Here is a 23,253-nt window from a genome sequence, read left to right as displayed (position 1 = left end):
CGACTGCGAAGACGACGCTCTAGAGTCCCAGGGGTGATTATCGCCAACGTCGCACTGGATGGTTCCGGCGTGCTCTTCGACATCGAACTCGTCGGCTCGGTCATCGCGTCGATCGTCGCCGCCGGCAGTCCGCGCGGTACCGGCGTCGAGGTGCTCGACGGGGGAGGTGGGGTTGCCCTGCCCGGATTCGTGGACAGTCACGTACACCTGACTCAATGGGCGGCGGCGCGTCGGCGTATCGATGTCGGGCCTGCCACGTCGGCGGCCGATGCCGTCGCGCTGGTGTACCCATATGCGCGGACTGCAGGCGATTCGGTGGTGCGCGCCAACGGCTTCCGGGACGCGCAGTGGCCCGAGGAGCCGCACAAGGATCTGCTCGAGAGTGCACTGCCCGGTGCCCGCGTGGCCATGACGAGCATGGACCTGCACACGCTGTGGTTGAGCCCGGCGTTACTCGCAGATCTGGGAATCGATCACCCCACCGGGGTGCTGCGCGATGTCGACGGCCTCGAAGCGGTCATGGCACTCGAGGAACAGGAAGACCCGGCGGAACTCGATCGGGCCGTACTCGACGCCACCGCAGCGCTGGCGGTCCGCGGAGTCACCGGCGTCGTCGATTTCGAGTTCGCGGACAACAGGACGGTCTGGGATCGACGCCTGTCGGCCGGTTCTCCCGCGGTACGCGTCGACACGACGGTATGGCCGCAGTGGCTCGACGAAGCAATCGAACGCGGCGAGCGTACCGGCGACGTCTCGGCGCTCTCGGAACTGATCAGGCGCGGACCGCTCAAGGTGATGCTCGACGGTTCGCTCAACACCAGAACGGCGTGCTGCCACGACCGGTACCCGGGCATCGACGGGGACGACGCCTACGGTCTGTTGCTCGAGACCCGGGAGAGTCTGTTCGAGCTCGTCTCGCGGGCGTCACGCAGTGGCATCGTGCCCGCGATCCATGCGATCGGCGACCGCGCCAACAGCATCGCACTCGATGCTTTCGAGCGGGCCGGCTGCGGTGGTCGAATCGAACATGCGCAGCAGATCCTGCCGGAGGACATCGAACGTTTCGCCGCACTGGGTGTCGCGGCATCGGTGCAGCCGCAGCACGCCATGTCCGATCGCGACATCGCGGAGGATCTGTGGTCCGGGCGTCGCTCGGTCGCCTACGGCTACGGAACGCTTCACCGCAGCGGGGCGAGACTGCTCTTCGGCTCCGATGCCCCGGTCAGTCCACCCGAACCGCTGGCCGGAGTCGCCGCCGCGGTGTTCCGAACCGACGACGACCGACCGCCGTGGCACGTCGAGGAAGCAGTGCCCCTCGACGCCGCGCTGCAGGCCGCGTGTGGCGGTCGCCGGGCCCTCCGAGTGGGGGACGCGGCGGACATCGTCGTGCTCGTCGAGCATCCCGAGCACCGCACGGTGCACGATCTCGCGGAAACGGAGATCAGAGCCACGATCTGTGCAGGCGCGCTCACCCACGCGGCTGCGGTGTAGGCGCACTCGACCCTCGTGCGCGCTTTGCGTAGGCAGAGGTACGCAAAACGCGCACGAGGTGATCGATGTTGTCGGTGTGGCCGCGTAGCGTAACTGCGATGACGTCGATCACCGATCCGCGTGTGCGCGAGTTTCTGTCTTCGGGAACCCGCACCGGCAAGCTCGGGTACCTCGCCTCCGACGGGAGGCCCCTGGTGGCACCCATCTGGTTCCTCGTCGAGGGCGACCAGATCGTGTTCAACACGGGAGCAGACACGGCCAAGGGCAAGTCGATTCGCCGTGACCCCCGCGTGGTCCTGACCGTCGATCTCGAGCAGCCACCGTACGGTTTCGTCCAGGTGCAGGGCATCGCATCCGTCGACGAGGACCCGGCGGAGCTGGTTCGCACCGCAACCGAGATCGGAGCCCGGTACATGGGCCGCGAGCGCGCCGAGGAGTTCGGCACCAGGAACGGTGTTCCGGGCGAATTGATCGTTCGGGTGACGCCGAACAAGGTGATCGCAGCTTTCGACATGACGGCATGACGACCGACGATCTCTCCTCGGTAGGCACTGTAGATTGACCGGGTGCCGAATCGAGTCGGAGTGTGTCGGGTGAGCCCGAAACGGGTACCGACTTGTAACGGTCCTGTACATACGTACGGATATGTACTGAAAGGTAACTTCGAGTTGTCGCCGGTGAGAAAATAGAGAACGAAGTAAGCAACTTGCTCGACGTGTTCGGTGCCCACCGATCGCTGCTGGTTCAGCAGCCGGTGGGGGCGCGTGTGATTGTGGGAAAGAGAGGCATCGATTGGACCCGCTAGGTGTGGAAGGTGCTGGACACGACGACGGAGTCGGCAGTCCTGAGCATTCGTCGTTCCCCCTGTCACCGGCCCAATTGGGAATGTGGTTCGCGCAGCACGTGGACCCTGCGGTACCCGCGAACATCGCCCAGTACATCGAACTGCACGGTGATCTCGATGTGGAGCTACTCCGCCGGGCTTCGTCCCAGGCTGCGCTCGAGCTGCAGTCCGGATTCGTGCGTCTACTCGAGATCGATGCCGAGCCTCGGCAGACCGTCGACCCCACCCTCGACGACTCCCTGAACTGCTTGGACCTGCGCGGTGAAGCCGACCCGCGCGCCGCCGCTCTGAAGTGGATGCACGACGACTACAGCGCGCCCATCGACATCCTCCGAGACCGGTTGATCGCCGCCACCGTTCTGCGCCTGGACGACGATGTGTGGTTCTGGTACGAGCGCGTTCACCACGTGGTGCTCGACGGTTTCGGTGCCGTCACCTTCATGAACCGCGCGGCGGAGCTGTACACGGCAGAAGTGGACGGCATCGAGCCGACCAAGAATCTGGCGTCGGATCTGACCAAGGTCTACGACATCGACGTGGCCTACCGAGACTCGAGCCGCTTCGAGGCCGACCGCGAGTACTGGGCGTCGCGCATCGAGGGCATCGACGGGGTCACCACCCTGGCCGGTCACACGGCCCCGCCCGCGGCGAAGAGTCAGATCGACAGCACAGCTCTGTCCGCCGAGACCATGGAACGGCTCGAGGCCCTGCGCGCCCGGACCGACACGACGATGGCCACCATCGTCATCGGTGCTTTCGCCGCCTACCTCGCTCAGATGACCGGCCGCGAGGACGTCGTGCTCTCGCTCCCGGTGACCGCGCGTACCACCGCGGTCCTTCGCCGCTCCGGCGGAATGGTCTCCAACGTCGTGCCGCTGCGGCTCGATGTCGCAGGCGACACCACCGTCGAAACCCTTCTCGCACGCGTCAACGCCGAGGTCTCCGGAGCCCTGCGGCACCAGCGATACCGGCACGAGGACATCCGCCGTGACGCAGGCGGTGCCAGCGGTCAGGCATCGTTCTTCGGCCCGTGGGTCAACATCATGCTGTTCTTCGGCGAGGTCCGCCTGGGTTCGATGGTCGGCGGCATCAACATTCTCTCCACCGGCCTGATCGAGGATTTCGGGCTCAATCTGTACACGAGCGTCGCCGGTTCCTCGACCCACATCGACTTCGAGTCCAACCCCAACTTGTACGGGTCGGAGCAGTCCGGGCGAAACCACGAACGGTTCGTGGATTTCATCGGCCGGTTCGTGGCGTCTGCTCCGACGGATCGAGTGTGGGATCTCGCGCTGACGGACGGTGACGAGCGTGAGTTGGTCGTGGCGCAATGGAACGCCACCGATCACGAAACCGACCCGCGCACGCTGCTGTCGGCCTTCGAAGCGGCAGCTGCAGCGAACCCCGGCGCAACAGCGCTGGTGTACGAGGGCGAGGCGCTCACCTACGGCGATCTCTCGGCGCGAGTGAATGTGCTCGCTCGACACCTGATCGAGATGGGCGTAGGCCCCGAGACGCTCGTCGGACTCTCGATCCGTCGTTCGTTCGACCTCGTCGTCGGCATGTATGCCGTCGTAGCGGCCGGTGGTGCCTGGGTGCCGATCGATCCCGACCACCCCGCCGAGCGCACGGCGTACATCCTGGACTCCGCGCAGCCGCGCTGTGTGTTGATCTCCTCGTCCGACGACGTTGCCCTGCCCGACGGAACCGAGACGGTGGCAGTCGATCTCCTCGACTACGCCTCGCGGTCCACCACGCCGATCCGCGACGCCGAACGTACCGCGCCACTGCGTCTTTCGAACACCGCATACGTGATCTACACCTCCGGCTCGACCGGAAGACCGAAGGGCGTGGCGGTCGAGCATCGGGCGATCCACAACCAGATGGAGTGGATGCTCGCGGAGTACCCGATGGACGCCTCCGACGTCTATCTGCAGAAGACGGCCACCACCTTCGACGTATCGCTCTGGGGGTTCTTCCTTCCGTTGCGGGTCGGCGCGACGATGGTGCTCGCGACACCCGACGGGCATCGCGATTCGGTGTACGTGGCCAACAAGATTGCCGAACACCGGGTCACCGTCACCGATTTCGTGCCGTCCATGTTGACGGTCTTCGTCGCCAATGCGCCGGTGCACACGTGCAGTTCGCTGCGACACGTGTTCGTGATCGGTGAGGCGCTGCCGGTCGAGACCGCCGCGTCGTTCCGGGCGATATCCCCTGCGGGACTGCACAATCTCTACGGCCCCACCGAGGCTGCCGTCTCCGTGACGTACTACCCCAGCGGCCCGCAGGACAGTCGGACAGTTCCGATCGGTGTGCCCGAATGGAACACGAAGGCGTTCGTTCTCGACAGTCGCTTGCGCCCCACACCGATCGGCGAGTCGGGTGAGCTCTACCTCGCCGGAGTGCAGCTCGCGCGCGGGTACGTGGGCCGGCCGGATCTGAGTTCGGATCGCTTCGTGGCCAATCCGTTCGGCGTCGGCGGCGACCGGATGTACCGCACCGGCGACCTCGTGCGCTGGCGTAGTGACGGAGTTCTGGATTACATAGGACGCACCGATTTCCAGGTCAAGTTCCGCGGCCAGCGCATCGAGCTCGGCGAGATCGAGACGGTTCTGCTGTCCCACGAATCCATCTCGCAGGCAGTGACTCTGGTGGCTCAGACGGTCACCGGTGACCAGTTGGTGGCCTATGTCGTCGCGGCTCCGGGGCGATCCATCGAATCCGCAGCGGCGATCGAATTCGCAGGACACGCGTTGCCGTCGTACATGGTGCCGGCGGCGGTGGTGGTCCTCGATGCTCTCCCGCTGAACACCAGCGGAAAGCTGGATCGAAAAGCGTTGCCGGAACCCGTGTTCAGCAGCGCGAAGAAGTATCGGGCGCCGAAGAGCCGTGCGGACTACGTGGTGGCGGGCATCTACGAGGATCTTCTCGGGGCCTCCAAGGTCGGTCTGGACGAAGACTTCTTCGAGCTCGGTGGCAACTCGCTGATCGCTACTCAGTTGGTGACCCGAGTGGGCAGTGCACTGGGAGTGCGGCTCGGCGTCCGGGAACTGTTCGAGGCGCCCACCGTCGGCGCGCTCGCGGCCAGGGCGGAATCGGCGGCTCGGCTCGGCGCGGACGTACCGGTGCTGGAGGCCAAGGAACGGCCCGAGCGCATCCCGCTTTCGCCTGCGCAGCAGCGCATGTGGTTCCTCAACCGTTTCGACCCCACCACTGCGGTGTACAACCTGCCGTTCTCCGTCCGTCTGACCGGCCCTCTCGACGTGGTCGCCCTGTCGGCTGCATTCGCCGACGTCGTCGATCGACACGAGACGCTGCGGACCGTCTACCCCGAGGTGGACGGCTCACCCGAGCAGGTCGTGCTCGAGGCAGCTCGCACCCCGGCAACGATCCTGCCGGTGCGCATCGACCGCCGCGACCTGGGCGGCCGCCTGCACGAACTGGTCGGAAAGGGCTTCGACGTCACGGTCGACACACCCTTCCGAATCGCGCTCTTCGAGATCTCACCGACCGAGCACGAACTCGCCATGGTGCTGCACCACATCGCCGCCGACGGCGCGTCGTTCGGTCCGCTCGCACGGGACGTGCTCGTGGCATACGCGAGCCGGATCAACGGGCGCGCACCGGAATGGACGCCGCTCGAGGTCCAGTACGCGGACTATGCGTTGTGGCAGCGGGCTGTGCTGGGCCCCGAGACCGATCCGCTGTCGATGGCCTCCCGTGAAATCGCCTACTGGAGTGCGACTCTCGAGGATCTGCCCGATCAGCTGGCCCTGCCGTCGAGCAGGCCGCGCCCTGCGGTGTCCTCGAACGCCGGCAGCAAGCTGCGCGTCGACGTTCCGGCGGGGCTGCACGCCTCGTTGGCACACCTGGCGCGCGCGAACAACGCCTCGCTGTTCATGGTGATGCAGGCCGCGTACGCGCTGCTGCTCGCCCGACTGAGCGGCACCACCGACATCGCCATCGGAGCGCCGGTTGCGGGCCGCGGCGAGCCCGCACTCGACGACCTGGTCGGCATGTTCGTCAACACCCTGGTGTTGCGCACCGACGTCGATCCCGCATTGACGTTCGAGGAACTGCTCGAACGAGTCCGCGACACCGACCTGTCTGCATACGCCCATGCCGATGTGCCGTTCGAGCGACTCGTCGAGGTGCTCAATCCGGTGCGCTCGACGTCGAGGCATCCGTTGTTCCAGGTTGCGATCTCGTTGGAATCCGCGATGTCGCGCGAGCTCACAGTCGGTGGACTCCGCGCGGAAGCCGCCGAATTCGATGTTCCCATCGCCAAATTCGACGTCCAGCTGTGGCTGACCGAGCACCTCGACGACGGAGTGCCCGCGGGCATCGACGCGGTGTTCGAATACGCCACAGATCTCTTCGACGCAGAACTCGTCGACAGTTTCGCGCGCCGATTCCTCGACATTCTGGACGCTGTCACCATCGACCCGACGGTTCCTGTCGGTGACGTCGACATCGTCGATGCCGCGGAGTACGAATGCGTGGCATCGCAATGGAACGCGTCGGGAGTCGACGTCTCTCGCGAGGTCACACTGGTCGACCTCCTGGACGCAGCGGCGTCCGAGAAGCCGAACGCCGTCGCGGTGCGCTTCGGCGGCACGTCTATGACGTACGCCGAGTTCGATGCCCGCACCAATCGTCTTGCCCGAGTTCTGATCTCCCATGGCGTCGGCCCCGAGAGCCTGGTCGCCGTCGCCCTGCCGAGGTCGGCAGAGCTCATCGTCGCCCTCGTGGCGGTCGTCAAGGCCGGCGGCGGTTATCTTCCGGTGGATCCGAGCTACCCGCTCGACCGCGTCGAGTACATGCTCGACGATGCTCGACCCACCACCGTGCTGTACTCCGGTGCCGAAGGCGTCGAGTTGCCGGTGGATGTCGAATCACACACCGGCGCAACGTTGCTCGACATGGACACCGTCGATCTCGTGTCGATGGCGGACGGCGTCGTCACCGACGACGAACGGACGCGTCCCCTGCGTCCCGACAACGTCGCCTACGTCATCTACACCTCGGGCTCGACCGGTCGCCCCAAGGGCGTGATGGTGCCGCATCGCAACGTGGTTCGGCTGCTCGCCAACACCGATTCGGTCTACGGCTTCGGTGCCGACGACGTGTGGACCATGTTCCACTCCTACGCATTCGACTTCTCGGTCTGGGAGCTGTGGGGTCCGTTGCTCTACGGCGGCACGTTGGTGGTCGTGGACTACTTCACCTCGCGATCGCCCGAGGCGTTCCACCGACTGCTCGTCGACGAGCGGGTGACGGTGCTCAACCAGACGCCATCGGCGTTCTATCAGCTCTCCGAGGCCGATCGCGTCGCGGTCACGGACGGCGGTGAGCTGTCGCTGCGGTATGTGATCTTCGGCGGTGAAGCACTCGAACAGCGCCGACTCACCGGGTGGTTCGAGCGGCACGGGGACACTGCGCCGCGGCTGATCAACATGTACGGCATCACCGAGACCACCGTCCACGTGTCGTACCGTGAGCTCGGTTCTGCGTCCGTGGGGACCAGTGCATCGGTGGTCGGCAAGCCGATCGCCGGTCTGCGTGTGTTCGTGCTCGATACCCGACTGCATCCGGTTCCGGTGGGTGTTCCCGGCGAAATGTACGTCGGCGGTGGACAACTCGCCCGCGGCTACCTGGGTCGCCGAGCGCTGACATCGACCCGCTTCGTGGCGAACCCGTTCGCCTCGGGGTCCGAGGATGGGTCGCTGCTGTACCGAACGGGTGACCTCGCGCAATGGAACGCCGGGGGAGAACTCGAGTACCTCGGACGCTCGGACGATCAGGTCAAGGTGCGCGGATTCCGCATCGAGCTGGGCGAGGTCGAGGCTGCAGTGACAGCGCAGCCGACGGTCACCCAGGCGGCCGTCGTCGTTCGTGAGGATTCGCCGGGTGCGGCGCGTCTGGTGGCGTACGTGGTCTCCGCGGCAGTCGAGGGCCGCCCGATCGTCGACATCGAAGACCTCAGGACCGGTATCGCTGCAGCTCTTCCGGAATACATGGTGCCGTCCGCTTTCGTTGTGCTGGACGCCATTCCGTTGACGGTCAACGGCAAGCTCGATCGCCGGGCACTGCCGGCACCGGTGTTCGAGGTACGCGAGTTCCGCGCTCCGACCACCCCGATCGAGGAGATCGTCGCCGACGTCTTCGCAGACGTGCTCGGGGTCGAGCGGGTGGGGCTCGACGACGACTTCTTCGAGCTCGGCGGCAACTCGTTGATCGCCACCCAGGTGGTCTCACGATTGGGAGTGGCGCTCGATGCCACTGTGCCGGTGCGCATGTTGTTCGAAGCCTCGACCGTCGCCCTGCTCGCGGTGCGGGTCGAGCAAGCAGCGGGCGAAGGTGGACGCACCGCGCTGGTCGCGGCGGTGCGGCCGGAGCGAATTCCGCTGTCGCTGGCGCAGCAGCGAATGTGGTTCCTCAACCGGTTCGACGCAGATTCCACCGCGTACAACATTCCGTTCGCGTTGAAGTTGACCGGCGAACTCGATGTCGCGGCACTGCAGGTTGCGATCATGGACGTGATCGACCGGCACGAGTCGCTGCGCACGGTGTATCCCGATACCGCCCACGGCCCACAGCAGTCCATTCTCGACGCCGCTCAGACGGTGCCGAACCTGATGCCCATTCCGACGTCTGCGGCCGACATCCAGCGGCAGGTTTTCACGTTGGCTTCGACGACGTTCGACGTGACCGTCAATGTTCCGATTCAGGCCCGACTGTTCGAGATCGGCCCGCGCGAACACGTCATCGCCATGGTGGTGCACCACATTTCGGCCGACGGATGGTCCATGGGCCCGCTGGCGCGCGACATCATGATCGCGTATGCCTCGCGCACTGCCTGGGAGAACCCGGCGTGGATGCCGTTGGAGGTGCAGTACGCCGATTACAGCCTGTGGCAGCGCTCGGTTCTCGGATCCGAGGACGATCCGCAATCGCTGATCTCCGGCCAGGTCGAGTACTGGGCTCAGATGCTGGCCGGGCTGCCGGATCAGCTCGATCTGCCGACCGACCGGCCTCGCCCGAATCGCCAGTCCTATCAGGGTTCGTCGATCCGCTTCGAGGTGCCGGCCGAGGTCCATCGCGGCCTCTCTGCGCTGGCCCATACGCACAACGCGTCTCTGTTCATGGTCGTCCACGCTGCTCTGGCAGTGTTGCTCGCGCGCCTCTCGGGCACCGAGGACATTGCGATCGGCACCCCGGTCGCCGGTCGCGGCGACGCAGCCCTCGACGACGTGGTCGGCATGTTCGTCAACACGCTCGTACTGCGTACCGATATCGAAGCGGGTCGCACGTTCTCGGAGCAGATCGGGCGCGCGAGGGAAGTGGCGCTCGGTGCGTTCGGGCACGCCGATCTTCCGTTCGAGCGCTTGGTCGAGGTGCTGAATCCGTCGCGTTCGCAGGCGCGGCACCCGCTCTTCCAGGTGATGCTCTCGTTCGAGAACCTCACCCGTACGCACGTGGACCTGCCGGGTCTGTCGGTGGACAGCGTCGCACTCGACGCCGAGGTGGCGAAGTTCGACCTCCAGCTGACCGTCACCGAGTCGATCGGAGTGGACGGGCGCGGACAGGGCATGGCCGCCGAGTTGACGTACGCGACCGACCTGTTCGATGCCGAGACGGTGCGCGGCTTCTCCGATCGTTTCGTGCGGATGCTCACCGCGGTGGTGGCCGATCCGTCGGTGTCGGTGGGAGACATCGATCTTCTCGACGACGGTGAGCGCGCGCGAGTCGTGACGGCGTGGAACCACACCGAACACGACGTGCCGAAGCAGGTGACGCTCGTCGACCTGTTCGACCGTCAGGTCGCCGAGACTCCCGATGCACCGGCGCTGGTGTTCGAGGGGGAGCGGCTGACGTATGCGGAGTTCGCCGCGAAAGCCAATCGCCTTGCGCGCCATCTGGTGTCGATCGGAGTCGAGCCCGACTCCCTCGTCGGACTCGCTGTCGGTCGAAGCCTCGACCTGTTCGTCGGTATGTATGCGATCGTCAAGGCGGGGGCGGGTTACGTTCCGATCGACCCGAAGCAGCCGGCCGACCGCAACGAGTACATCGTCGCCACGGCGGCACCTGTCCGAGTGCTGTCCATCACGCGCGATCACGTGGAGTTCGCCGGAGTCGAAACGATCGACATCGACACGCTCGACGTGTCAACGCTGTCGTCGGCTCCGCTGACCGACGCCGATCGAATCGCCCCGCTACGACCCTCGAACACCGCCTACGTGATCTTCACGTCCGGATCGACAGGCCGACCCAAGGGCGTCGGGGTGGCGCACGAAGCGATTGTCAACCGTCTGCTGTGGATGCAGCACGAGTACCGGTTGAATGCCGACGACGTGGTGCTGCAGAAGACTCCGTCGACCTTCGACGTGTCGGTGTGGGAGTTCTTCTGGGCCCTGCAGAACGGCGCGTCCGTGGCCATCGCCGTCCCGGACGGTCACCGAGACGCGTTGTACCTGCTCGATGTCATTGCACGCGAGCATGTCTCGGTGGTGCACTTCGTGCCCTCCATGATGTCCGTCTTCGTTCCTGAGGTGGAACGGCGCAGGACGTCGGGTGCCACGCTGCGGCTGGTGTTCGCATCCGGTGAGGCTCTGGCTCCCACCACTGCCCGGGCACTGCGCCGCGCGATCGGGGGAGTGGCGCTGCACAACCTGTACGGTCCGACGGAGGCCGCGGTCGACGTGACGTATCACGCTGTGACGGACGAAGACTCGGATGTCATGCCGATCGGTGCTCCGGTGTGGAACACCGCGGTGTACGTGCTGGATTCGCGACTGAACCCCACTCCCGTCGGAGTCGCGGGTGAGCTCTATCTGGCGGGTACACAGTTGGCTCGTGGCTACGTCGGTCGCCCCGATCTGACCGCGGATCGATTCGTGGCGCATCCGTTCGCGACGGGCGGAGCTCGTCTCTACCGCACCGGCGACGTCGTGCGGTGGAACCGACACGGCGAACTGGAATACGTCGGACGTTCCGACTTCCAGGTCAAGCTTCGCGGCCTGCGCATCGAACTCGGCGAGATCGAATCGGCACTGCTGGCACAGCGTTCGATCTCCCAGGCGGTCGTCGTCGTGCGCCGCGAACAACTCGTCGGGTACGTCGTACCGTCCGGTGCCTCGGTGGACACCGGAGCCGTACTGGCCGCGCTTCGGGCACGACTGGCGGAATACATGGTGCCGTCGACTCTCATCGTGCTCGCGGAGTTCCCACTGGGCGCGAGCGGAAAGCTCGATCGAAAGACGTTGCCCGATCCTGCCTTCGAGGTGACCGAGTACCGGGAACCGACGAACGACATCGAACGTGTCGTCGCCGACGTCTTTGCTCAGGTGCTGGGTATCGAGCGGGTCGGTCTCGACGACGACTTCTTCGATCTCGGCGGAAACTCGCTCATCGCGACACAGTTGGTGTCCAGGCTGGGCGTCGCTCTGGATACCCGCATCGCGGTGCGGGAGCTCTTCGACACGTCGACAGTGGCCGACCTCGCTGCTCGGTTGGGCACGCTGGTCGCCACCGGTAGTCGCCCGCCACTGGTGCCGCAGGAGCGGCCGGAACACATACCGCTGTCGTTGGCCCAGCAGCGCATGTGGTTCCTGAACAAGTTCGACGTGGAATCGGCTGCCAACAACATCCCGATCGCCGTGCGCCTGTCCGGTCTGCTCGACCGCCGCGCGATGCAGATCGCGGTGTCCGACGTCGTTGCTCGGCACGAATCCCTGCGCACGGTGTTCCCCGAGACGGACGGCACCGCACATCAGGTGATCGTCGACGCGCAGTCGGCCACCCCCGACCTGACGCCTGTCGACATAGCCGCACACGACGTGGCGGACGCGATGCGCGAACTGGCCACCACCGGCTTCGACCTGTCCAAGGACCTGCCGTTCCGGACGAGGCTGTTCGAGGTCAGTCCCACCGAGCACCTGCTCGTATTCGTCGTCCATCACATCGCGGCCGACGGATTCTCACTGGGTCCGCTGACTCGTGACGTGATGAATGCCTATGCCGCGCGGTCGATGAACCAGGAACCGTACTGGTCTCCGCTGCCGGTCGATTACGCCGACTACAGCCTCTGGCAGCGCGAGGTCCTCGGTTCCGAGAGCGATCCCACCTCCATCGTCTCGCAGCAGATCGACTACTGGACAACGGCATTGGCCGGTCTGCCCGACCAGTTGGATGTGCCGTCGGATCGTCCGCGGCCCGCCGTTGCCTCGAACAGCGGTGCGCTGGTGCGCTTCTCGATCGACGAGGATCTGCATCGCGGCCTGATCGACGCCGCGAGAGCCGAGAACGCCTCGCTGTTCATGGTGGTGCACACCTCGCTGGCGGTACTGCTGTCGCGCTTGTCCGGTGAAGCCGACATCGCGATCGGTACTCCGGTCGCCGGTCGTGGCGAGGCCGCTCTCGACGACCTGATCGGCATGTTCGTCAACACCCTGGTCCTGCGCACCGAGATCGATACGTCGCGGCGGTTCGACCAGGTGCTCGCCGACACTCGAGAAACCGACCTGTCTGCGCTGGCTCACCTCGACGTTCCGTTCGAGCGGCTCGTCGAGATCCTCAACCCTGCCCGTTCCACGGCTCGTCATCCCCTCGTACAGGTGGTGCTCGCGTTCCAGAACCTGGGACAGAAGGATCTCGAACTGCCGGGACTGTCGGTGTCCACCGTCGACTTCGAAACCGTGGTCTCGCTGTTCGATCTCCAATTCACCTTCGTGGAGAAGATCGGTCCGGCCGGTGCCCCACAGGGCATGGTCGTCGACGTCACCTACGCGACGGATCTGTTCGACGAGGACACCGTCCTCGTTCTGTGCGAGCGGTTGGTCACCGTCCTGGGTTCGGTCGCGGAGAATCCCGCGGCCGTGGTCGGCGAGATCGAGCTTCTCGACGACAGTGAACGCACCCGAGTCCTTCGTGAGTGGAACGACACCGAGCATCCCGTCGACCGCTCGCAGACCTTGGTCTCGTTGTTCGAGGCCCAGGTCGAGAAGACCCCGGACGCAACGGCTCTGGTGTTCGAGGGTGAGTCGCTGACGTACGCGGAGTTCTCTGGTCGCGTCAACCGACTCGCTCGCGTGCTGATCTCTCGCGGAGTCGGGCCGGAGACATCGGTTGCCGTCGCCGCTCGTCGGTCGATCGAGCTGCTCGTCGCCATTCATGCCATCGTCACGGCCGGCGGTGCCTACGTCCCCATCGATCCGGACCAGCCTGCCGAACGTACGGGCCACATCCTCGACACCGCGGCTCCGGTCTGCATCCTGACGACCGACCGCGACGGGTTCTCCTTCGGCTCGGACGTCCCGGTTCTCGACATCGCCGAGAATTCGGCCGCGGGTCTCGACGTGTCGGACGCTCCGATCGGCGACGCGGATCGACGTGCTCCACTGCTGCCGTCGAACGCCGCGTACGTGATCTTCACCTCGGGTTCCACCGGTACCCCCAAGGGTGTTGCGGTGACGCACATGTCCATCGTCAACCGTCTGTCGTGGATGCGAGAGCACTTCCCTCTGACGGCCGACGACGTGATGCTGCAGAAGACCCCGGTGACGTTCGACGTCTCGGTACCGGAGCTGTTCTTCCCGTTGCAGATCGGTGCGACGTTGGTGATCGCGAAACCGGACGGTCACCGCGACCCGACGTATCTCGTCGATCTCATCGTCGAACGATCCATCACCGCTGCTCATTTCGTGCCTGCACTGCTCGAGGTGTTCGTCGGCGAGGACGGTGTTTCGCGCGCCGAGTCGCTGCGGATGGTGTTCGCGTCCGGTGAGGCTCTGTCCGCAGGCGTGGGCGCTCGACTGCGGGCCGTGTTGCCGAACACGACCCTGCACAATCTGTACGGTCCGACCGAGGCTGCAGTCGAGGTCACCTCGTACGACGTGACCGAGGCCGACGTCGACGTGGTGCCGATCGGTGCTCCGGTGTGGAACACCCACACGTACGTGCTGGATTCACGTTTACGACCGGTGGCTCCCGGAGTCGCAGGCGAGCTCTATCTCGCGGGTGTGCAGTTGGCGCGCGGATATCTGGACCGTTCCGATCTGACCGCCGACCGTTTTGTCGCCGACCCGTACGGCGAGCGCGGCGACAGAATGTATCGCACCGGCGACCTGGTGCGCTGGCGTGACGAGAACGGCCCGGGCACCACCGGGTCGGGTGGGGTCCTGGAGTACCTGGGCCGCACCGACTTCCAGGTCAAGCTTCGTGGCCTGCGCATCGAACTGGGCGAGATCGAAACCGTGTTGCGGCGCCATCCCGGTGTCGGATCGGCTGTGGTGCTCGTGCATTCGAGCGAGGTGACCGGCGATCAACTCGTCGCGTACGTCGTGCCTACTCCTGGGGCGACCCTCGACCCGGCCGAGCTGACCGAGACCGCCGCGGGTTCACTGATCTCGTACATGGTTCCGGCGGCGTTCGTCGTGCTCGATTCCCTGCCTCTCACACCGAGCGGCAAGCTCGACCGTCGATCGCTCCCGGATCCCGAGATCGTTCAGCGCGAGTTCAGAGCACCGAGCACGGCCACGGAAGTGGTTGTGTCCGATGTGTTCCGCGAGATTCTGGGCGTAGACCGAGTGGGTGCGGACGACGAGTTCTTCGCACTCGGTGGAAATTCGCTGGTGGCGACGAGAGTGGCGTCGCGTATCGGCGTCGCACTCGACACCACCGTGTCGGTTCGCGCGATCTTCGAGGCCGCCACGGTGTCTGCACTCGCAGCCCGACTCGACGAGCAGACCGGCTCCGGTGGACGAAAGTCGTTGGTGCGCAGCGAGTTGCCCAAGACAATCCCGCTGTCGCTCGCGCAACGCCGAATGTGGTTCCTGAACCAGTTCGACGTCGACGCCGCAACGAACAACCTTCCGGTGGCCATCGAGCTGACCGGCACGCTCGACGTCGATGCCCTGGCTGCCGCCGTCGCCGACGTCGTCGAGCGGCACGAGTCGTTGCGCACGATGTATCCCGAGGTCGACGGAACTGCGTCGCAGGTCATCGTCGACGCCGCGCAGGTCGTGCCGGAACTGCACGCCCGTTCGGTTGCCGAGGCCGAGGTCGTCGGTGCGCTCACCGATCTGTTCATGGGCGGATTCGACGTCGCGACGGTACCGCCGCTGCGCGCAGCGTTGCTGCAGATCGAACAGAACCGTCACGTCCTGGCGTTCGTGACCCACCACATCGCTGCCGACGGCTACTCGATGGGACCGTTGACCCGTGATCTGATGATCGCCTACGGGGCCAGGTCTTCCGGCGTGGTGCCGAACTGGGAGCCACTGCCGGTTCGCTACGTGGACTACACCCTGTGGCAGCTCGCCGAGCTCGGTTCCGAGGACGACCCGCAGTCGCCGATCTCGACGCAGATTCGGCACTGGTCGCACACGCTGTCCGGACTACCCGACGAAATCACGTTCCCCGGTGATCGGCCTCGCCCGGACACCGCGTCGTATCGCGGCGGAAACGTCGTCCTCACTGTCGGTGCTGCAACCCGGGCGAGCTTGGTGGATCTGGCCCGCGACCATCGGTCGTCTCTGTTCATGGTGCTGCACACCGCACTCGCAGTACTGCTCGCGCGACTGTCGGGTGAGCGGGACATCGCGATCGGTACACCGGTCGCAGGCCGCGGCGACGCGGCACTGGACGATGTGATCGGCATGTTCGTCAACACCCTGGTGTTGCGCACGGACGTCGCGTCGGATTCGTCGTTCGTCGCCGCGCTGGAACATGTCCGGGAAACGGATCTGTCGGCCTTCGGCCACGCGGACGTTCCGTTCGAGCGTCTCGTCGAGGCTCTCGATCCGGCTCGTTCGGCCGCGCGACACCCGTTGATCCAGGTGATGCTGACGGTGCAGAACATGGACCAGACCGAACTCGAGCTGCCCGGACTGCACGTGCGCGGACTCGACCTCGACATCGTCACGTCCAAGTTCGATCTGCAGTTCACGTTCACCGACGATGCCGACGGCAGCACGCGACTCGACGTCACCTATGCTCGCGACCTCTACGACGAGGACACCGCCCGCAGCTTCGGTACCCGGTTGCTGCGCATCCTCGACACGGTCGCCGAGAACCACGGCGCTCCGGTGGGAACCATCGAGTTGATGGACACGGCCGAGCGCGACCACGTTCTGGCGCTTGCCCGTACGGCACCCGCCGTCGCGGATAGGCCGGAGACTCTGGTGGACCTGTTCGCCGCCCGCGCCGCCGAGGCACCCGAGTCGGTGGCCGTGGTGTTCGGCGATCGCAGCTCGACCTACCGGCAGATCGACGAGGCATCCAATGCTCTGGCCCGCCGTCTGTCGGCGGTCGGAGTGGGCCCGGAAAGCCTTGTCGCCGTGGTTCTTCCGCGGTCCACCGACCTCGTCGTCGGCTTGCTCGGCGTGCTCAAAGCAGGTGGCGGCTACGTCCCGATCGATCCGTCCTACCCGGCCGATCGCATCGAGTTCGTCCTGGCCGACTCGCGTCCTGCCGCCCTGTTGACCTGGTCCGGGGTCGAGGTGGATCTACCGACGACATTGCCGCGCGTGGAGATCGACTCGTCCGACGACGCGGTCGACACTGCGCCGTTGGAACCGACCGAACTGCGTTCACCGCGCTCCGACGCACACGTCGCCTACGTGATCTACACGTCGGGGTCCACCGGTAAACCCAAGGGCGTGGTGATTCCGCATCGCAATGTCGTTCGCCTGCTTGCGAACACGCAGAGCGAGTTCGACTTCGGTCCCGAGGACGTGTGGACGCTGTTCCATTCCTTCGCTTTCGACTTCTCGGTCTGGGAGCTGTGGGGGCCGCTCACCACCGGCGGCACCGTGGTCGTCGTGGACTACTACACGTCACGGTCACCGGAAGCTCTGCGCGAGTTGCTGGTTTCCGAGCGGGTCACCGTGCTCAACCAGACACCGTCGGCCTTCTACCAGTTGGACGAGGCCGATCGAACCGCCGCCACAGCGGCCGGTTACGCGCTGAGGTTCGTGATCTTCGGTGGCGAGGCACTCGAGCTGCGCAGGCTGTCCGGCTGGTTCGCCAGGCACGGTGACAGTCGTCCGCGATTGGTCAACATGTACGGAATCACCGAGACCACGGTGCACGTGTCGCACCGCGAGCTCGATGCGACCTCGGCCGCGTCTGCCTCGGGATCTCTTGTGGGACGGGCGATTTCAGGACTCGCGGTCTACGTACTCGACTCCCGGCTCGGGCTTCTTCCGGTCGGAGTTCCCGGCGAGATGTACGTCTCGGGCGGCCAGGTCGCGCGCGGATATCTCGGCCGAGCAGGATTGAGCGCCACCCGTTTCGTGGCCGATCCGTTCGCTGCGGACGGATCGGTGCTGTACCGCACCGGCGATGTCGCACGGTGGTCCGCTTCGGGCGAACTCGAGTTCGTCGGGCGAGCCGACGATCAGGTCAAGATCCGCGGATTCCGGATCGAACTGGGCGAGGTCGAATCCGCTGTCGCCGCGGCGGCGACCGTGGGCCAGGCAGCCGTGATCGCTCGCGAGGACACTCCGGGCTCGGCGCGACTGGTTGCGTACGTGGTGCCCGCTGCGGGTGCTGCCGTGGACGTCGACACCCTGCGCTCGTCGGTCGCCGAGAACCTCCCCGACTACATGGTGCCGTCCGCGTTCGTCGTACTCGACACCATTCCGTTGACGGTCAACGGAAAGCTCGACCGGCGCGCGCTTCCCGCGCCCGCAGCTCAGCTTCGGCAGTTCCGTTCGCCGTCCACGCCGATCGAGGAGATCGTTGCCGGTGTCTTCGCCGGTGTGCTGGGAGTGGATCGTGTCGGACTCGACGACGACTTCTTCGAGCTCGGTGGAAACTCGCTCGTCGCAACCCAGGTGGTCTCTCGGATCGGTGCCGCTCTCGGCCGAAACGTGCCGGTGCGGATGCTGTTCGAGGCATCGACGGTCGAGTCGCTGGCGCACCGTGTGGAACGCAGCTCCGGGCCCGAGCGCCCTGCACTGGTGGCGCGGCCGCGACCGGACTTCGTCCCGTTGTCGCTGGCGCAGCAGCGCATGTGGTTCCTGAACCGGTTCGACAACTCGTCGACGGCCTACAACATCCCGTTCGCGATGCGGTTGAGCGGCAACCTCGACGTCGACGCGCTCGAGCAGGCCGTCCTCGACGTGATCGAACGCCACGAGACCTTGCGTTCGGTGTACCCGGACTCGCCGGACGGGCCACATCAGGTGATCGTGCCGATGTCCGAGGTGCGCACAGCACTGACCGTCGTGGACACCGATGCCGAATCGGTCGCTACCCGCGTCGGTGAACTGTTGGCGACCACTTTCGACGTCACCGCGTCGATCCCGTTGCAGGCGGTACTCTTTCGGGTGTCCGACACCGAGTTCGTGCTCGGAATGGTCATCCACCACATCAGCGCCGACGGGTTGTCCACGGTTCCCCTCTCGACCGACGTGATGACGGCGTACGCCGCGCGTTCCCGTCGATCCGATCCGCAGTGGTCTCCATTGGCCGTCCAATACGCCGACTACGCGCTGTGGCAGCGGGAGGTACTCGGCGACGACGGCGATGCCGACTCGATCGCAGCGCAACAGATTCGGTACTGGACGGACGCATTGGCCGACCTTCCCGAGCAACTGGACCTGCCGTTGGATCACCCACGGCCTGCCGAGCAGACCTTCCGCGGCAGTCGCATCGATTTCCACATCGATGCCGAGGTCCGGGCTGCTCTGGTCGCACTCGCGCGTACCCACAACGCCACGGTGTTCATGGCCGTGCACGCAGCATTCGCAACGCTGCTGGCTCGCATCTCCGGATCGCAGGACATCGTGGTCGGTACTCCGATCGCCGGCCGCGGCGAAGCGGAGATCGAGAATCTCGTCGGCATGTTCGTCAACACGTTGGTGTTGCGTCTCGACGCGCGCGCCGATGCCAGTTTCGAGGACCTTCTGGTAGCGGCTCGCGAGACCGACCTGCAGGCATTCGCACACGCGGACATTCCGTTCGAGCGTCTGGTCGAGGTGGTGAATCCGGCACGTTCGACGGCTCGGCATCCGCTGTTCCAGGTGGGCTTCTCCTTCCAGAACTTCGTGCGCCGCAGCTTCGAGTTGGACGGTCTCGACATCTCGGCACTCGACACCGACTCGACGACGTCTCAGTTCGATCTGCACCTGATCGTCACCGATACGCCCGGATCGAGCGACCCGCAGAGCGGGGAGCTCGGCGGGTTCGGGGCGATGTTGACCTACGCCACAGATCTGTTCGACGAGCGAACCGCCCGGACTCTGGTCGATCGGTTCCAGCAACTGTTGGCCGCAATCGTCGCATCGCCTGCGACCGCCATCGGCGATCTGGATCTCCTGCTCGGCGACGAGCGCGAGACCATTGTCTCGCGCTGGAACGACACGCATCGCAGCATCTCCGAGAGCACGCTGACCGACCTGTTCGCCGCATCGGCCGCGCGAGATCGCAGCGCCGTGGCTCTGATCCACGACGACGGCACACTCACCTACGGTGAGTTCTCCGATCGCGTTGCACGGCTGGCGCGTCATCTGATCTCTGTGGGGGTCGGACCCGAAGTGCGTGTGGGCCTTGCAATTCGGCGCTCCGTCGATCTCCTCGTCGGCATGTACGCGATTTCGGCCGCGGGCGGTGCGTATGTTCCGCTCGACCCGGATCAGCCTTTCGAGCGCAACTCGTTCGTCCTCGAGACGGCCGAACCCCTGTGTGTGCTCGTCGCCGCGAACGGTGCAGACGAGGACGGGATCGCCTCGGTCGCGACGGCCGTCGACATCACACAGCTGGACCTGTCCGGCTATTCCGCCGAGCCGGTGGCTCCGCACGAGCGGACGTCGGTGCTGCGCCCGGAGAACACCGCGTACGTCATCTTCACCTCCGGGTCGACCGGTCGACCCAAGGGCGTCGCGGTGAGCCACGGTGCCATCGTCAATCAACTCGAGTGGATGCGTGAGGAGTACGGCCTCGGTACCGCGGACGCGTCGCTGCTCAAGACGGCGGCAACGTTCGACCTCTCGGTGTGGGAGTTCTGGTCTCAGCCAACGTCGGGCGGACGAGTCGTCATCGCGGCTCCCGACGGGCATCGCGATCCGGATTATCTCCTGGCGGCAATCCGCGAGCACGAGGTGACGACGCTGCATCTGGTGCCGTCGACGTTGACGATGCTGACCACTGTCGCCGGCGGTTCCCTCGGACCCTCCTTGCGTCGTGTGCTGGCCATCGGCGAAGCACTCCCGGCTGCTCTGGCGCAGGACTTCCGGCGTCGGAACACCGCCGAGCTGTACAACCTGTACGGGCCGACCGAGGCCGCTGTGTCGGTGACGGCTCACCCGGTGACCGATGCCGACACGGTTGTCGTCCCCATCGGTGTGCCGGAAGCGAACACTGCTGTCCACGTTCTCGATTCGCGTCTGCACCCGGTTCCGGCGGGAATCACGGGCGAGCTGTACCTCGCCGGTGATCAGCTCGCACGCGGGTACTTCGGCCGCGAGGATCTCACTGCGGAACGGTTCGTTGCGAACCCGTTCTCGGTGGACGGCGGGCGGATGTACCGCACCGGAGACCTGGTGCGGTGGCGTCTGGCGGACGGCGATTCCGAGGGTGCCGAAAGTGCACGACTCGAGTACGTCGACCGAGTCGATTTCCAGGTCAAGATCCGGGGATTCCGGATCGAGCTCGGCGAGATCGAAGCCGCCGTGCGCGCACTGCCTCAGATCGCCGAGACTGCCGTGGTGGTCCACCGGGACTCGGTGGTCGGTCAACAGTTGGTCGCGTACCTGGTGGGTGTCGACGGATCGGCTCCTGACACGGCGGCGGCCGAGAAGGATCTGGCGCGCGTACTGCCGTCGTACATGGTCCCGGCCGCGTTCGTTGTGCTCGAACGGCTTCCGCTCAACGCCAACGGCAAGCTCGATCGCGCGGCACTTCCGCACCCGCAGTTCGAGACAGCCGAGTTCCGGGCACCGGTGGGACCCGTCGAGGAGATCCTCGCGCAGACCGTCGTCGATCTGCTCGGCCTCGACCGCGCCGGACGAGACGACGATTTCTTCGCGCTCGGCGGCAACTCGCTGATCGCAACGCAGTTGGTGTCCCGTCTCGGACAGGCGCTCGATGCGCAGGTTCCGGTGCGCGCAGTGTTCACCGCGTCAACGGTCGAGGGCCTTGCAGCTCACATCGCACCCCTCGTCGGCGGGGGAGCCCGTCGGGAGCTGACCTCGGTCGCGCGGCCTGACGTGCTGCCGCTCTCGGTGGCCCAGGACCGGATGTGGACGATCAACCGAGTCGATCCGGAGTCCGCCGCGTACAACATCCCGGTGGCGGTCCGACTGACCGGCGAGCTCGACGTAGCTGCTCTCGCGGCGGCGTTCGACGACGTGGTGGCCCGACACGAGATTCTGCGGACCCGGTATCCGGAGGGCACGGACGGTCCGATGCAACTCATCGGATCGGTCGCCGACGTCGGGGTCGACCTGACCCCGGAGAAGGTCGACCGAGACGCGTTGCCTGCCCGCCTGATGGAAGTACTGGGAACCGGCTTCGACGTCACCACGGCGGTGCCGGTCCGTGCAGCTCTGCTCGAGATCGGTGCGGACGAGCACGTACTGGCCGTTGTCGCGCACCATATTTCTGCCGACGGTTTCTCCATGGGCCCGCTCATCCGTGACGTGATGGTGGCCTACACCGCACGCGTCGACGGAGGCATGCCCACGTGGGAGCCGCTCGACGTCCAGTACGCCGACTTCGCGATCTGGCAGCGCGAGGTACTCGGCAGCGAGGCCGACCCGGACAGCGCGCTCGCCCGACAGCTGTCCTACTGGACCGAGCGACTGTCCGGTGCTCCGGAAGTGCTCGAACTGCCGACGGATTCACCGCGTCCGGCTCGGCCGTCGATGCACGGCGCGGCCTATCGGTTCACCATCGGCCGGGATGTCGCCGGTCGCATCGAGGCGATCGCGCGCGAGCACGCGGCCACCACGTTCATGGTGGTCCACAGTGCGTTCGCCGTCCTGCTCTCGCGGCTGAGCAACTCCACCGACATCAGCATCGGCACGCCGAGCGCCGGTCGCGGTGAGCAGAAACTGGACGACTTGGTCGGCATGTTCGTCAACACCCTGGTTCTGCGAACCCGAGTGCAGCGCGCCGATTCGTTCCTGGATCTGCTGCAGCAGGCCAAAGAGACCGATCTCGCTGCGTTCGGCAACGCGGACGTGCCGTTCGAGCGGCTCGTCGATGCGCTCGGTCGGGCCAGGTCCACTGCGTACACGCCGTTGTTCCAGGTGATGCTGACGTTCCAGAACCACACCACCGGAACGTTCGAGCTGCCAGGACTACGCATCGAGGCGCTCGACGCCGGCGACGACCAGGCGAAGTTCGACTTGCAGTTGACCGCGGTCGAGTCGTTCGACGAGGCGGGATCACTCGCTGCGATCGAGGCGACGTTCACCTACGCCACGGCGCTGTTCACCGAGGCGAGTGTCGCGACCTTCGCCGAGCGCTTCGGGAAGATTCTCGAGGCGGTCACGGCCGATCCGACGGTGGCAGTGGGCTCCATCGACGTTCTCACCGACGACGAGAAGGCCGAGTTCGCACCCAAGGCCACTCCGAAGACGATCGACGACCTGCCCGAGTTGGTGGCGCAGGCCGCGGCCGTGGCACCGGACGAGATCGCGTTCGAGCACGAGTCGACGCGAGTGACGTTCGCGGCGATGAACACCAGAGTGGCGCAGACGTCGGCGACGATGGGCGGTGCCATGAAGCCGCAGGCGCTCATGACGGTGACATTGTCCGCTCTGGTGCCCGGCATACTTCCGGCCCTCGGTGCACAAGGGCTCACCACGGCTCTGGCATCGTTGATCGAACGTGCGGAGTCGGTGATCGCGTCATCGTGAGCGGCGGCGATCCCGGCGGCACGTATCCCCGCCGACCGCGCGGGG

The 23,253-nt window shown here is 65.9% G+C and carries 3 protein-coding genes; all 3 read left to right on the top strand.

The genetic code is table 11. The features are described from left to right. Positions 1-33 precede the first annotated feature (33 nt). Positions 34-1,491 carry an amidohydrolase gene (locus tag BH93_RS18185; RefSeq protein WP_037176550.1) on the top strand — a complete coding sequence of 486 codons (1,458 nt, stop codon included), beginning with the start codon at positions 34-36 and terminating at the stop codon, positions 1,489-1,491. A 98-nt stretch (positions 1,492-1,589) separates the two neighbouring features. After that, positions 1,590-2,015, top strand: coding sequence for a PPOX class F420-dependent oxidoreductase (locus BH93_RS18180; protein WP_032376623.1), 426 nt, complete (start codon positions 1,590-1,592; stop codon positions 2,013-2,015). Positions 2,016-2,298: 283 nt separating this feature from the next. Next, positions 2,299-23,208, top strand: coding sequence for a non-ribosomal peptide synthase/polyketide synthase (locus BH93_RS18175; protein ID WP_242459004.1), 20,910 nt, complete (start codon positions 2,299-2,301; stop codon positions 23,206-23,208). Positions 23,209-23,253 lie beyond the last annotated feature (45 nt).

This window comes from Rhodococcoides fascians A25f (assembly GCF_000760935.2).
Classification (GTDB): Bacteria; Actinomycetota; Actinomycetes; order Mycobacteriales; family Mycobacteriaceae; genus Rhodococcoides.
Note: the sequence above shows the minus strand (reverse complement) of the source record. Positions and strands in the feature narration are given on the sequence as shown.

Coding starts and splice junctions, on each gene's coding strand:
- BH93_RS18180 (WP_032376623.1), top strand. CDS start 1,590: ATGACGTCGATCACCGATCCGCGTGTGCGCGAGTTTCTGTCTTCGGGA.